The following is a 13,335-nucleotide window of genomic DNA, read 5'->3' on the forward strand; positions in this document are numbered from 1 at the left end:
GGCACTTACGGCAGAGTTTGGTCTGAGGATATTACTAAAAGGGAAGTCTTGCTCGTGCTGAGCGAATAAATGCCTACTGGAATTTACGAGTCGAAGCACTAGTTTTTTGTATCGTTCCAGAGGCTCGCCGCTCCCCAAACCATAAGTGCGAGACTGATGATGATCCCTGTTCGTGTGAGAAAAAAAGGGCCAAGACCGTTTTTGGTACTTTCTGCCCAACGACGCATGCCGATCCAGCTCGCAGCAAATACCGGTGCACCGATCCAGAGAGGCAGGCCCTGCTTTAAAAAGGAACCGATCACGGGATATTTCAGGGAGATTGTCGGTGAACAGCTGGCCAGGATTATCATCTGGCTTTCTCTGATCGTGGAGGCAGGCCTCCAACCGGAGGTTGTGTCGCAGATATCATGAAGATGCGGATTGGGATAGTTTGTAACGATGAACAAATCCCCATTGCATTGAATCGTCCCCTTTTCCCGGACATCAACGGCCGAGATCCCAGGGAGATCGGGATGCTGGTAGACCGTAAAGTTGCTTCCCTGACCGTTGATTTGAGCGGTTTCAAGACACTGACGATTGGCCTGTTGGGTAAGAATCAAAACTGGCCTGGCGTTGTTTCCCATTCACTGAACGCCATCGGAATCGCTCAAAGTAAGTTGCTTTAAAAAGACACAAACATGAGAAAAGAGTCTTAAATCTCCATTTTGCTAGGGAGACTCTGGTTTTTCGAGACCGATAGAAACATGGTCCACGATCATTCCTCGAGATTTACAGGAGGTCGAGGCATCATCGAAGTAACCCTCCACTTCAATAAAACAAAATTCCTCCCCACCGTTAAAAAGATAGTCCATACTTGTTGACGCCATTCTATAGTTTGTCGAACCAGCAGAGGATTCTACCGTTCTCTCAGGAGCGCCTGCATTCAACAAAACCTCGGTATGCAGGGTGGCAGGACGAACCCAAGGACCCGAAGAAGGGGGCGGATTATGAGAAGAGGCGATCGGTTGGCAGGTAAAAAAGGCCCTTATCTGTGCACCGTCTGGGTTTCCATTACATTCCGGAGAGATCCATCCATACAGGTTGAGTGATTTAAATCGAGTTCCACTCTCCACATGGAGTGCGGAACAGGTTAAATATGCCACGCCTGACCGTTCCGCTTCGGCGGCAACTCGGGCAACGCCATGAACCGGATCTAACTTCATGGCCTGACTGTTCCAACATTCAGTCGGGCGAACGGTGTATTGGGGACGAACCATTGTAAGAGTGCCGGTCAACCTGGGATCAATGCGGTTTTGCCTTACAAAAGGGGTCCCAGGAACCCCAGATCCGGCCATTAAAGGTTGAGGCAATCCAAAAATAACTGTTGTTAGTACAACAAGTGCCACCACGAGAGTTTTCAGATTTGTCATTGGAACCTCCTCTTGTTGATTAGGGGACATGAAATCACGGAAATGCCATTATTGCATCAAAAACCCCTCGATGCTATGCCAAATTTTATGTCAGAACAGTTGCCCGATCTTAGCCCGATGCTTCGTCAGTATCGGGAGATCAAGGAGAGGCATCAGGATGCGATCCTGATGTATCGAATCGGCGACTTCTACGAAATGTTTTATGAAGATGCCGTTGCCGCGTCAAAGGTGCTTGAGATTGTGTTGACCTCCCGGAACAAACAGGATGAAAATCCTGTGCCTCTCTGCGGTGTCCCGTATCATTCGGTTGAACCTTATATCACCAGGCTCCTCGATCAAGGTTTCAAGGTGGCGATCTGCGACCAGGTGGAGGATCCAAGGGTGGCTAAAGGGATTGTTCGTCGTGAGGTGACGCGTGTCGTAACGCCGGGGTTGCTTTTGAATCCGGAGGCACCGAAGAGATCCTCCTATCTGGCCGCGGTTGTCCCGTCGGAGGAACAATGGGGAATCAGCTGGGTCGAATTTTCAACGGGCGAATTTGTGGTGGGAGAACTTCTTGCGGAGGAGGTTTTGGAGATTCTTCGGGGAGGAGAGATCCGGGAGCTTCTTCTTCCGGAGGGAGAAGGGGACCTTTCATTTAACTTCACCCAGCCCGTTCTTCTTAATAAACTTCCTTCCTGGGTCTTTGATGAGACACGGTCAAAAAAACTTCTGCAGGAGCAATTTAAGGTTGCTACGCTGTCCGGTTTTGATTGCGAGGGGATCCCTCTGGGAATCCAGGCTGCGGGGGCGATCCTTCATTATGTTCGTGAAACGCAAAAGGTGGAAAGAGTTCCGCACCTGGTTAATTTGAGGCGTTACCGGAAATCAGGGCATCTTTTGATGTCGGAAGAGACTCGAAGGAGTCTTGATCTTGATCCTCTCATGGAGATGTTGGACAGGACGGAGACCGCGATGGGAGGGAGAAAACTCCGACAATGGGTCTCTTTGCCCCTTGTTCAGAAAGATCTTATTCTGGAGCGACATGAGGTTGTTGACGAGCTGTTGCGTCGTCGCGAAGTCAGTGCCTCTTTGAAGGAAAATTTAAAACAGGTTTATGACCTGGAACGGATTGCAGGACGGATCTCTCTTGCAACTGCCAATGCGCGTGATCTGGTTTCTCTCGCCTCCTCTCTTCAGGCCGTGGAGCGGATCAGAGGCTATTTTCAAGGCCTGACCTCCCGTCTTCTCCAGCAGATGTTATTCGAATGGGATTCACTGCCGGAGGTTGTGGGAGAGATCGAAAAAATAATCGGTCCCGAGCCTCCTTTCAGTTTGCGAGAGGGGGGACTCATTGCCGATCAATTTTCCAAGGAACTGGATACATTGAGGGAAATCTCCCGTTCCAGTCGTGATTATCTCGCCCAACTGGAAGAGAGGGAGCGTAAAAGGAGCGGAATCCATTCGCTCAAGGTCCGCTTCAACAAGGTTTTTGGATACTACATTGAGGTGACAACCGCCAATCTCTCCCGTGTTCCGGGGGATTACATCCGGAAGCAGACCTTGGTAAATGCCGAGCGATTCATTACTCCCGAATTAAAGGAGTTTGAGGGGAAAATTCTGGGGGCGGACGAAAAGATCCGGAACCTCGAGTACCAGCTCTTTTGCGAACTGCGAGACCGCCTGACTCTCTCTCTCGATCGGCTTCAAAAACAGGCTGATCGCCTCGCGACCCTTGATGTTTTATCATCGTTTGCGCTTGTTTCCGAAGAGCGGCGTTACATAAGGCCGGAACTATCCGATGGAAACGATCTTTTTATCCAGGGGGGGCGTCACCCGCTCGTGGAGGCCTCTCTTTCCTACGGAAAATATATCGAGAATGATCTGGAGTTCCGTCAAACCGACCAGAGGTTTCTCTTGATCACCGGTCCGAATATGGCCGGGAAGTCGACCTTGATCCGCTCTGTTGGCCTGATTGTCCTCATGGCCCAGAGCGGCTGTTTTGTTCCGGCAAGATCGGCGCACATCGGCCTCGTGGACAAGATTTTTTCACGCATTGGTGCCTCGGATCGTTTGAATCGCGGCGAAAGCACCTTTATGGTGGAGATGACTGAAACAGCCTCCCTCCTTCATTATGCCACCGACAAAAGCCTCATCTTGTTAGACGAGCTTGGCCGTGGAACTTCGACATTTGACGGTATTTCAATCGCCTGGGCGGTCTCCGAGTATCTTCATGACAAGGTGCAATCTCGCACCCTCTTTGCCACACATTATCATGAACTGATCGATCTGGAGCGGAGCTGTCCCGCCCTCAAGAATTTCAATGTCATGGTTCGGGAGGAAGGAGAGGGGATCGTCTTTCTCTACAAGCTTGCACCGGGAGGGATGGGGCACAGCTATGGAATTCATGTGGCACGACTTGCCGGTTTGCCCGCAACCATCCTGGAACGGTCAAAAGAGGTCTTAAAAAATCTTGAGTCTGAAAAGGAGCAGAGTTGCTTCAAGCGTTCCGGGAAGAGAAAGGTCCATGAAGGGCAATCCAGACTTTTTTAACAGGATGGCGATTGCTTTAGTTCTGGCTTTCTTGGTCGGAAATGTTGGTATCGCTTCATCCCCGCTCTCGCATGACAGGGGACCGGTGGTGGTCATTGACCCCGGCCATGGGGGGAAAGATCCAGGGACGATCGGGGGAAAGAAGGGGCAGAAGGAGAAGAGAGTCACGCTGGAACTGGCCAAGAGACTTAAAAGTCATCTGGAAAAAAAGGGGAGGGGAAAGGTGGTTTTGACACGAAATCGGGATCGCTCCTTAAGTTTGAGTGAACGTAACCAGATCGCTAACCGTAAAGAATGTGATTACTTTATCTCGCTCCATGCCAATTCTGCGCCGAATCGAAAGGCAGAGGGGGTTGAAATTTATTATCTGAACCGGGCGACCGACAAGGCTTCTCGCCGTTTGGCGGAGAGGGAGAACCGGGAAAAGGGGAAGAGCCATCGGGTCCTGGAGGGGATTGTCTCGGACCTGATCCAGGCGGCGGTGACGGAAGAATCGGCAGAACTGGCCGCCTCGATTCAGAAAATTTTACGCCGGCAGATCAAGGCAAAGAAGAGCCAAGTCAAAACGGCCCTTTTTTATGTTCTCGTGGGGGCGCAGTGTCCGAGTCTTCTTGTCGAGGCCGGCTATTTGAGTCATCCCCAGGAATCGAAACAGCTCGGCAACGCCGCCTACCAGCGTCGCTTTACGGAGGCGTTGGCAGAAGGGATACTCAATCACTGGAAGAGTCGGGCGAGGGTCCGACACGACTTGTAATGATCAAGCTTCTTGCACAGGCCAAGTCTCATCTGGAGGAGACGAGAAGGGAGGTCCTGCGGCGTCATGATGCCCGAGAGGACCCCTTCCTGACGATGTCGCTCTGGTCTCGTGCGATCGACCAGCTGATCCAGGAACTTTTTCAATCCGTTGAAGAAGCGGCGAATCAGTTACCAGCAAAAGACCGATGTCGTACCGTACTCGTGAGTCAGGGGGGGTATGGTCGACAGGAGCTTTGTTACCACTCTGACATCGATCTTCTTTTGATCTATCAAGGAAAACCGGAGGCGTTTGTCAAACAGCTCAGTGAGAGGCTTCTCCAACCGCTGTGGGACAGCGGACTGGAGGTCGGATTTGCTGCGAGGACAGTGAAGGATTGTGAGAGCTATATGGAAGAGGATTTAACCATCCTTACGGCCTTGATGGACAGCCGTTATCTGACGGGAGACGCGATGTTGTACGCTGACTTTCAGAAGATGATGAGTCGTTTCTTTTCAAACGAAAAAAACCGGAAGAGATTCTATCTCCTCAAAGAAAAAGAGCGCGGGGAGCGCCATGAAAAATATGGTTCTTCCGTCTATCTTCTGGAGCCGAACCTCAAGGAGGGGAAGGGGGGGCTTCGTGACTTTCATACCCTTTACTGGATTCAGCGGGTTTTTGATGGAATTTCGACACTGGGGAGCCGCTCTTTCCGCCTCCATCTCCCGGAGAAGGAGGAGGAACAGCTTTGGGAATCTCTCCGATTTCTCTGGCGCATTCGTCAGGAGATTCATCGTCGCGCTGGTCGCCGTCTGGACCAGCTCCTTTTTGAATATCAGGAACCGCTTGCCCGGTGGGCCGGGTTCGAAGATACGGAGTCGTTTTTGGGGGTTGAGATGTTCATGCAGAGTTATTACCGGCAAGCCGAGACGGTTCAGAAACTGACGGATCGCGTTATGAGGGAGGTGAGACAGAGGGAGCCTTCCCTCTTTGCAATAACAAGCCCTGTTCTGGATGATCCCGACTTCTGTATTCGTGAAGGGCGCTTGACCGTAACAGACTGGCATCTGTTTGAGCGGGATCCCACTGCCTTTTTAAGAATTTTTCTCTCAGCGAACAGGATGGGGATCGAGGTGGAGGAAGGTGTGCTGGATCAGATAGAAAAGAATCTTTCTCTTGTTGATGAGAACTACAGAAATAACTCACTCCATGGAGAGCTGTTCCGTAAACTTCTTAAAGAGCCGGTTAGCCTTGCCGCTGTATTGAGCCAGATGAATGATTGCGGCCTTCTTGGAACTTATCTTCCGGAATTTGGAAAGCTCCGCTTGCGGGTACAGCATGATATTTATCATCTCTATACGGTTGATGTGCATTCCATTTTTGCCGTGAGAGAGTTCGGGAGGCTTCTGGAAGGGCAGTATCAGAAGATCTATCCAACAGTTTCCAACGCCGTTCGTGATATTCGTTCCTTGGGTCTTCTCTCCCTTGCTATTCTTTACCATGACATTGGCAAGGGGGAAGGGCACGGGCATGTTGAGAAAGGGGCTCCCTTGATCCGGCAAGCGGGGGCGAGGCTCGGATTTTCGGCTGAAGAACAGGACCAGTTGGAGTTTCTGGAGAGAAGCCACCTGATCATGACCCATCTGGCATTTCGCCGGGACCTTGAGGATCAAAACCTGATCATCCAGTTTGCCAAGGCGTGCCAGAATCTCGATTGGCTCAACATGCTCTACGTTCAGACTTTTTGTGATGTGAAGGCGGTTAATCAGGAGGCCCTGACCGACTGGAAGGCCTCTCTTCTGGAGTATCTTTATCTCAAGACACGAGAGGTTATCCAGAAAGGGGCTTATACACCGGAGCGGGTTTCAACGGTCGTCCCTTTGCTTAAAAAGAGAATTGAGGAATCTTGTACGACGACCGAGGAAAAAGAACTTTGCGAGACTTTTTTTAGCCAGATGCCGCCTCGCTATTTTCTGGCGACTCCCCTGGAAACGCTCAAAAGGCATCTACAGCTCTGGGGACGGTTGGGGAAAGAGTCGATCCTTTTTGATCCGGTGTTTTTGAAGAAAGAGCAGCTGAACGAAGTGACCTTGCTGACGCTTCACAGTCCGGATCTCTTTTCCAAGATCGCCGGAATTTTTGCGGCACACCATATGAATATCCTGTCGGCCGAACTGGCGGTTTCGCGCAATGGATATGCCCTTCATCTCTTTCGGATAACGGATCACCGGGGGGCCCCTATTGAAGAAGAAGAGAAATGGAAAGGGGTGGAAAAGGATCTGCAGGATTTGCTTACAGGGAAGGTTTCGATCGATTCTATTGTGGCGGGACAATTCAAACCCTCCCTCTTTCGTAAAAAAACCGCTCGTATTCTTCCGACCCGAATTGACATCGATAATGACGTCTCCGCCTTCTACACGGTGATTGATATCTATGCCCGGGACCGGATAGGACTTCTCTATCAGATTACCTCAACGCTTGCGGCCTTGGGTCTGTATGTTGAGGTTTCAAAAATATCGACCAAGGTCGATCAGGTGGCTGATACGTTCTACATTAAAGATATTTTTGGTCATAAAATCACCCATCAGGAACGATTGGGAAAGATGAAAGAGATTCTTTTCAAGGTTGTTGATTCGGAACCGGCAGCCAACGGGAGACCCCCTCTATGATGAAATGGGAAATTGTCCTTTTTACCGTCCTTCTTGTGGTTCTTCTCCTCCTTCTCTGGAGGTATCGCCGGCAAGAGGGACGCCGTCTCCGTCAGAGGGTGAGAGAAACCCTTTCCCCCTCACTTCGTGAGGAGATTGAGAAGGAGCGGGCTGAACGGATCGAGAAAAAGAGAAAATTTGAGGAGGCGATGGGGCAGGCCTCCCGGTGACGCAAACAAAGGGTTGAAAAGGTTCTAAAAAAGTTTAGTATGTCGCCGTGTCTTCACGAAAAATCAAGATCTGTGCGGAATCTGAATGTAAAAATGCCGCAACCGTCACGGGATACTGTCGCCTCCACTATCTGAAGAACTGGAAAAATATAAAAGAGGAGAAAAAGAAAAAGGCGGTCGATCGACTCAATCGCTACGTGGAAGGGATTGTGAAGCAGCACCCTGACCGCTATATCGATGTGATTCGTCATGACCTTAAAAGCCGTAAGGAGCTTGACTTTGATGGGGGAGGGACTGCCTCGCCAAGCGAGGTAGACGAGATTTTGGATGATCTGGGTTATACCGATGAGGATGGTATTGATAAGCTTCTCACACACATCAAGCTCGATCGAGACTTCTAACAGGATGATGAGAAAGGTCCATCTGCGGCGTTGCCCGCTTCAACCACAATCCTCACGTACCGGGAAAGTACGCTCCGGTTGTGGTCTTGCGGGCGCCTTGCATCTGGACCTTTCTCATCATCCTTTGTAGAAAGGGTTTGTTAATAACTGAGAGTTACTGATGAAGGCCTACATCAAGACATTTGGCTGCCAAATGAACGAACAGGATTCCGAGGTGATGAAGGGGCTGTTAGCTCGCCAGGGGTATGAACAGGTGGCTAAACCGGAAGAGGCAGAACTGATCCTCATCAATACCTGCAGCATCCGGGAAAAATCATATCAGAAGGCGATGAGTACCATCGGCCGGAATTTTGCCGGTGCAATCGTTGGTGTTGCGGGTTGTGTCGCCTCCCAGGCGGGGGAAAAACTTCTAAAACGGTTTCAAAACGTCGACTTTGTTCTGGGGACGGATCAGATTCACCGCCTGCCGGAAGTTCTCGAGAGGGTGAAGGGAAACCATCAGAGAGTCGTTTATACCGATTTTCAGGACCTCTCTGATTATGAATTTCCGGTTCCTTTGACAAATTCCCAAACAAAGCAGGTCAAGGCTTATGTCACGATCATGAAGGGGTGTGATAATGCCTGCTCCTTTTGCATTGTTCCTTTGACACGGGGAGGGGAGGTTTCAAGGTCCTCCCAGGAGATTCTGGAAGAGATCAGAGGGCTTCAAAGGAATGGGGTACGGGAGGTGATGTTGCTCGGGCAGAATGTCAACTCCTACGGTAAACGACTCTCTCCAAAAATCACATTTGCCGAACTTTTACGTCTTATTGAGGCGGGAACCTCTCTTGACCGGATCCGCTTTACGAGTCCTCATCCCAAGGATCTTTCAAAGGATCTTGTTCGGGAATATGGCCGAAACCGGAGGTTGTGCCCCCATATTCATCTCCCGGTCCAATCCGGTTCAAACAAAATTTTGAAAGCGATGCGACGCTCCTACACCCGGGAGATTTATTTGAGAAGAGTTGCTGCCCTGCGGAAAGTTTGTCCGGATGTTGCAATCACAACCGATATGATCATCGGATTCCCGGGAGAGACAGAGCCGCAGTTTGAGGAAACATTGCAGTTGGTTGAAGAGGTCGGTTTTGACCAGAGTTATTATTTTGAATATTCGCCGCGTCCCGGCACCGAGGCGTTCCGTCTCGTGGATAATGTGCCGCAGGGAGTCAAAAAAGAGCGCCTCCAGAGGCTCCAGTTGTTGCAAGAGAGAATCAGTGAGGCAAAGAATCGTTTGAGAATCGGCAAGATTGAAGCTGTCCTCGTGGAAGGTCCCTCGCTTCAGGGAGGAGGACAGTTGAGCGGACGGACCCCTCACGGACGAATCGTAAATTTCGTTGGCCGGGAGCGGATGATCGGTGCTATAATCCCTGTTAAGATTCTGAAGGTGTCGCCCTATTCGCTGGGCGGGGAGGTCTCTGTTGATTGAAATGAAAGTCACCGGACTCACGATTGATCCGTTCACCAATATGCCGATTATCATCCTCAAAGATCTCGAGGAGAAAAACGCCCTGCCGATCTGGATCGGCCTCATTGAGGCATCCGCTATTGCGACGGAGCTCGAAAAAATCCAGCTTTCACGGCCGATGACCCACGATCTGATAAAAAACATTATGGGGGAGCTCAGGGTTCAGGTCGACCGTGTTGAGATTTGCGATCTGTGTGACAACACATTTTATGCCAGGCTTTACTTGAAGCATGACGGGAAGGAGTTTGACATTGATTCTCGGCCGTCTGATGCCATTGCCTTGGCCCTTCGGACGAATGCCCGGATTTATGTTGATAAAAAGGTGATTGAAAAATCCCGAAGCGTCGATTTGGCGAGGGGAGGGGAAGGCGAAAAGAAATTGAAGGAAGAGAAGTGGGCGGAGATATTGGAAGGGCTAAATCCAGAAGACTTCGGTAAATACAAGATGTGACAGATTGTGCCCAAGATTATTCCACACCATCAAATGATTCCTGAGATCGACCGCTCTGTTTTTCTGGCCGAGGGGGTGATTGTGATCGGCGACGTCAAGATCGGTGCTGATTCCTCCGTTTGGCCCAATACGATCCTCCGGGGAGATGTTCACTACATCCGGATTGGCAGAAGAACCAATATCCAGGATCTCTGTGTCGGACACGTTACGAGTGGCACCTGGCCGCTCATTCTGGAGGATGAAGTGACGATCGGCCATCGTGTTATCCTTCACGGTTGTCATGTCAAATCGCGCTGCCTCATCGGTATGGGATCGATCCTCATGGATGGTGCGGTGATCGGTGAGGAGTCGATTCTTGGCGCTGGTTCCCTTGTGACTGAAAAGATGATTATTCCGCCACGAACCCTTGCCTTGGGCTTTCCGGCCAAGGTAAAGAGGGAGCTTAAGGCAGAAGAGATCGCTTTTTTGAAGATTTCTGCCGACAACTATGTCCGGAATGCACAAAGCTACAGAAACTCTTAGAGAAACGCTCAAAAGATGGTCTTTCTGGAGAGGGGGTGAGAGGCTCGGTGTTGCCGTCTCCGGCGGGATCGATTCGATGGTTCTCTTGCATATCGTTCGGCATCTCCCTCCCTCCGAGAGACCCAAAATTGACCTGTTACATTTTAATCACAAGCTGAGGGGGCGGGAATCGGATCTGGACGAGCGATTCGTGAGAAAAATCGGGCAGGAATGGGGAATCCCTGTTTCGATTGGCCATGCCCCGCGATGGGGGCGAAAAAACAACCTCCAGGAGAGGGCGCGATGGCTCCGCTACGAATTTTTTCAAAAAGAGGCATGGCGGCTTAAATTGAAAAAAATTTTAACGGCCCATCAGGCAACGGATCAGGCAGAGACGTTCCTGATCCGATGGATTCAGGGGGCGGGATTGAAGGGACTTTGCGGAATCCCGCTGGTTAGGGAGGAGAGGGGTTGTCACTACTTAAGACCGCTTCTCCTTGTTCCGCGAGAGGAGATCCGCGATTACGCCAAGAAATTCAAGATTCCCTATCGGGAAGACTCTTCAAATAAAGAAGGTAAATATCTTAGAAACAGGGTGCGTCGTCTTTTGAGTCAGTTGCACAAGATCAATCCCGGTCTCGATAATCGATCGTCGCTGAACGCCCTCCTTCTTCGAGCCGATGAGGATTTTTTGTCGTCACAGATTGAAACGCTTTTGCGGCCTTCAAGAAAAAAGTGGTGGTCTCTCACAGAGTATAAGAGGTTGCCCTCGGCCCTTCGTTATCGCCTTCTTGCGAGGTTCTCTGAGAGAGGTGCGGGCCGATCTTACCGCTTAAGCAGTGATTTTGTTCTGACACTGGATCATCTGTTAAATTCGTCGCGAAAGGAGCAGTCGCTTTGCCTGCCGGAAGGGATTAAATTCCACAAAAAATTGGGAAGTTTTTGTTTTGTCAAAGCAGGTTGATTTGGCAATCATTTGATGTTACTTTTTGCATAACTCATGAAACAGTCACAAAAAACCTTTGCACTTTGGGCACTTATCATCCTCCTCTCCGTCACGATTTTTCATTATATGGGGAATCGTCCGAGTCTTCAGAAGACGATTACCTTCAGTGAATTCCTCGATGCCATTTCAAAAAATCAGGTCGAGAAGGTGATGATACGGGATGAGGAGTATCTCGGCAACTTCAAGAAGGATTATCAGGAAGGGGCTGCGTTCGAGACGGTCGGTCCCGCCGAGAGTGAAAGGGCGTTGGAACTGTTGGCGCAGTCGGATGCTGTTCTTGAGTATAAACGGCGCCGGGAAACCCCTCTCTGGCAGCAGATTCTGATCTCCTGGCTCCCGATGATCCTCCTCTTCGGTTTCTTCTTTTTCTCCATGAGGCAGATCCAGGTTGGTGGAGGACGGGCGCTCAGTTTCGGGAGGAGTCGGGCACGGCGTCTCTCGGAGAGTCAGAAGAAGGTGACTTTTAAAGATGTGGCGGGTGTCGATGAGGCGAAGTACGAATTGGAGGAGATCATCCAGTTTCTGAAGGAACCGAAGAAATTTACGAAACTCGGTGGCCGCATTCCGAAGGGGGTTCTGCTTGTGGGGGCTCCAGGGACCGGCAAGACACTCCTCGCCAAGGCGGTTGCCGGCGAGGCGGGCGCCCCGTTTTTTTCAATCTCCGGTTCTGACTTTGTAGAGATGTTTGTTGGCGTCGGGGCCTCGCGGGTTCGGGATCTTTTTGAACAGGGAAAAAAGAATGCCCCCTGCATCATCTTTATTGATGAGATTGATGCCGTGGGTCGTCATCGCGGCGCCGGTCTGGGTGGTGGTCATGATGAACGAGAACAGACTTTAAATCAGCTCCTCGTTGAGATGGACGGGTTTGAGTCGAATGAAGGGGTTATTATCATGGCGGCGACAAACCGCCCGGATGTCCTCGATCCGGCGCTTCTTCGTCCGGGTCGTTTTGATCGTCGTGTCGTCGTCAATCGTCCTGATCTGAAAGGTCGGGAAGAGATTCTCAAGGTTCATGCGCGGCGGACCGTGCTGGCGTCGGAGGTTGAGCTTTCAGTGGTGGCTCGCGGAACTCCCGGTTTTTCGGGAGCCGATCTGGAGAATCTCGTCAACGAGGCGGCATTGAATGCGGCGCGGTATGACAAACCCTCTGTTGAAAAGATCGACTTTGAACTGGCGAAAGACAAGGTCCTTATGGGACTCGAGCGAAAGAGCATGATCCTGTCCGAGGAGGAGAAGCGACAGATTGCCTACCATGAATCAGGACATGCACTCATTGCCAAGCTCCTTCCCGGGAGTGATCCGGTTCACAAGGTGACGATCATTCCGCGTGGGATGGCGCTCGGGGTGACACAACAGCTTCCGATCGACGAGAGGCATATCCATTCCAAGACGTATGCCGAGAACCGGATTGCCGTTCTCATGGGGGGGCGGTGTGCCGAGGAGTTGATCTTCAAGGAACAGACGACCGGTGCTGGAGATGATATTGAGAAAGCGACCGCGCTGGCCCGGAAGATGGTCTGTGAATGGGGAATGAGCGAGCTGGGACCTTTGAGTTTTGGTCAAAAGGAGCAGGAGATTTTTCTGGGGCGTGATTTTGCCCAGCATCAGGAATACAGCGAAAATACCGCGATCAGGATTGATGAACAGGTTTCCAGCCTCGTAAATCGTAACTACGAAAAGACCAAAAAAATTCTGGAAGAGAACCGTGCAACCCTTGACCGCTTGGCCAAGGCACTCCTGGAGTGGGAATCTCTCGATGGGGATCAGATTGATCGTCTGATCCGCAGTGAGGATCTCGGTCCCGTGGTTCATAAAACAACACCACCCCCGCAGAAGCCCTCAAAAATGCCCGAGGAGGCCAGGCCTGAGATACCTCCCGTGTCGGTTTTTCCAGGTTTCAGTAAGGCCTAACTCTATTTT

The 13,335-nt window shown here is 50.8% G+C and carries 12 protein-coding genes; 10 read left to right on the forward strand and 2 right to left on the reverse strand.

Features of this window, described 5'->3' with window-relative positions; all coding sequences use genetic code 11:
• Positions 1-98: 98 nt before the first annotated feature.
• Entirely contained in the window at positions 99-623 is a 525-nt protein-coding gene (locus tag HYT77_05030; protein MBI2067357.1) for a hypothetical protein, read from the reverse strand.
• A gap of 84 nt (positions 624-707) precedes the next feature.
• Complete coding sequence (locus tag HYT77_05035) at positions 708-1,409, reverse strand: hypothetical protein (GenBank protein MBI2067358.1); 702 nt, start codon at positions 1,407-1,409, stop codon at positions 708-710.
• 87 nt (positions 1,410-1,496) lie between these two features.
• Between HYT77_05035 and mutS the strand changes: the two genes are divergently transcribed.
• The 10 genes from mutS (at position 1,497) to HYT77_05085 (ending at position 13,326) form a co-directional block, all read left to right on the forward strand.
• Positions 1,497-3,941, forward strand: coding sequence for a DNA mismatch repair protein MutS (mutS, locus tag HYT77_05040; GenBank protein ID MBI2067359.1), 2,445 nt, complete (start codon positions 1,497-1,499; stop codon positions 3,939-3,941).
• Positions 3,916-4,695: an N-acetylmuramoyl-L-alanine amidase gene (locus HYT77_05045; GenBank protein ID MBI2067360.1), complete on the forward strand. Its 780-nt coding sequence runs from the start codon at positions 3,916-3,918 to the stop codon at positions 4,693-4,695. Before mutS ends, HYT77_05045 begins: the two co-directional genes overlap by 26 nt.
• Entirely contained in the window at positions 4,695-7,343 is a 2,649-nt protein-coding gene (gene glnD / locus HYT77_05050) for a [protein-PII] uridylyltransferase (GenBank protein MBI2067361.1), read from the forward strand. The genes HYT77_05045 and glnD overlap by 1 nt, the downstream gene beginning before the upstream one ends.
• Complete coding sequence (locus HYT77_05055; GenBank protein MBI2067362.1) at positions 7,340-7,552, forward strand: hypothetical protein; 213 nt, start codon at positions 7,340-7,342, stop codon at positions 7,550-7,552. The genes glnD and HYT77_05055 overlap by 4 nt, the downstream gene beginning before the upstream one ends.
• Before the next feature lie 47 nt (positions 7,553-7,599).
• The gene (locus HYT77_05060) at positions 7,600-7,953 is read left to right on the forward strand and encodes a hypothetical protein (protein ID MBI2067363.1); all 354 of its coding nucleotides are present in this window, start codon (positions 7,600-7,602) and stop codon (positions 7,951-7,953) included.
• 160 nt (positions 7,954-8,113) lie between these two features.
• Entirely contained in the window at positions 8,114-9,418 is a 1,305-nt protein-coding gene (gene miaB, locus HYT77_05065) for a tRNA (N6-isopentenyl adenosine(37)-C2)-methylthiotransferase MiaB (GenBank protein ID MBI2067364.1), read from the forward strand.
• Positions 9,408-9,908 carry a bifunctional nuclease family protein gene (locus HYT77_05070; protein ID MBI2067365.1) on the forward strand — a complete coding sequence of 167 codons (501 nt, stop codon included), beginning with the start codon at positions 9,408-9,410 and terminating at the stop codon, positions 9,906-9,908. The genes miaB and HYT77_05070 overlap by 11 nt, the downstream gene beginning before the upstream one ends.
• Before the next feature lie 33 nt (positions 9,909-9,941).
• Entirely contained in the window at positions 9,942-10,430 is a 489-nt protein-coding gene (locus tag HYT77_05075) for a gamma carbonic anhydrase family protein (protein ID MBI2067366.1), read from the forward strand.
• A complete protein-coding gene (gene tilS / locus HYT77_05080) occupies positions 10,405-11,373 on the forward strand; it encodes a tRNA lysidine(34) synthetase TilS (GenBank protein ID MBI2067367.1) in 969 nt (322 codons plus the stop codon). The genes HYT77_05075 and tilS overlap by 26 nt, the downstream gene beginning before the upstream one ends.
• Positions 11,374-11,409: 36 nt before the next feature.
• Entirely contained in the window at positions 11,410-13,326 is a 1,917-nt protein-coding gene (locus tag HYT77_05085) for an ATP-dependent metallopeptidase FtsH/Yme1/Tma family protein (GenBank protein ID MBI2067368.1), read from the forward strand.
• The last annotated feature ends 9 nt before the right edge of the window (positions 13,327-13,335 follow it).

Source organism: Deltaproteobacteria bacterium (assembly GCA_016180855.1).
Lineage (GTDB): Bacteria > UBA10199 > UBA10199 > JACPAL01 > JACPAL01 > JACPAL01.

Excerpts from the sequence above, each read along its gene's own strand:
- HYT77_05030 (MBI2067357.1), bottom strand. The coding sequence starts at position 623 with ATGGGAAACAACGCCAGGCCAGTTTTGATTCTTACCCAACAGGCCAAT.
- HYT77_05035 (MBI2067358.1), bottom strand. The coding sequence starts at position 1,409 with ATGACAAATCTGAAAACTCTCGTGGTGGCACTTGTTGTACTAACAACA.
- mutS (MBI2067359.1), top strand. The coding sequence starts at position 1,497 with ATGTCAGAACAGTTGCCCGATCTTAGCCCGATGCTTCGTCAGTATCGG.
- HYT77_05045 (MBI2067360.1), top strand. The coding sequence starts at position 3,916 with ATGAAGGGCAATCCAGACTTTTTTAACAGGATGGCGATTGCTTTAGTT.
- glnD (MBI2067361.1), top strand. The coding sequence starts at position 4,695 with ATGATCAAGCTTCTTGCACAGGCCAAGTCTCATCTGGAGGAGACGAGA.
- HYT77_05055 (MBI2067362.1), top strand. The coding sequence starts at position 7,340 with ATGATGAAATGGGAAATTGTCCTTTTTACCGTCCTTCTTGTGGTTCTT.
- miaB (MBI2067364.1), top strand. The coding sequence starts at position 8,114 with ATGAAGGCCTACATCAAGACATTTGGCTGCCAAATGAACGAACAGGAT.
- HYT77_05075 (MBI2067366.1), top strand. The coding sequence starts at position 9,942 with ATGATTCCTGAGATCGACCGCTCTGTTTTTCTGGCCGAGGGGGTGATT.
- tilS (MBI2067367.1), top strand. The coding sequence starts at position 10,405 with ATGCACAAAGCTACAGAAACTCTTAGAGAAACGCTCAAAAGATGGTCT.
- HYT77_05085 (MBI2067368.1), top strand. The coding sequence starts at position 11,410 with ATGAAACAGTCACAAAAAACCTTTGCACTTTGGGCACTTATCATCCTC.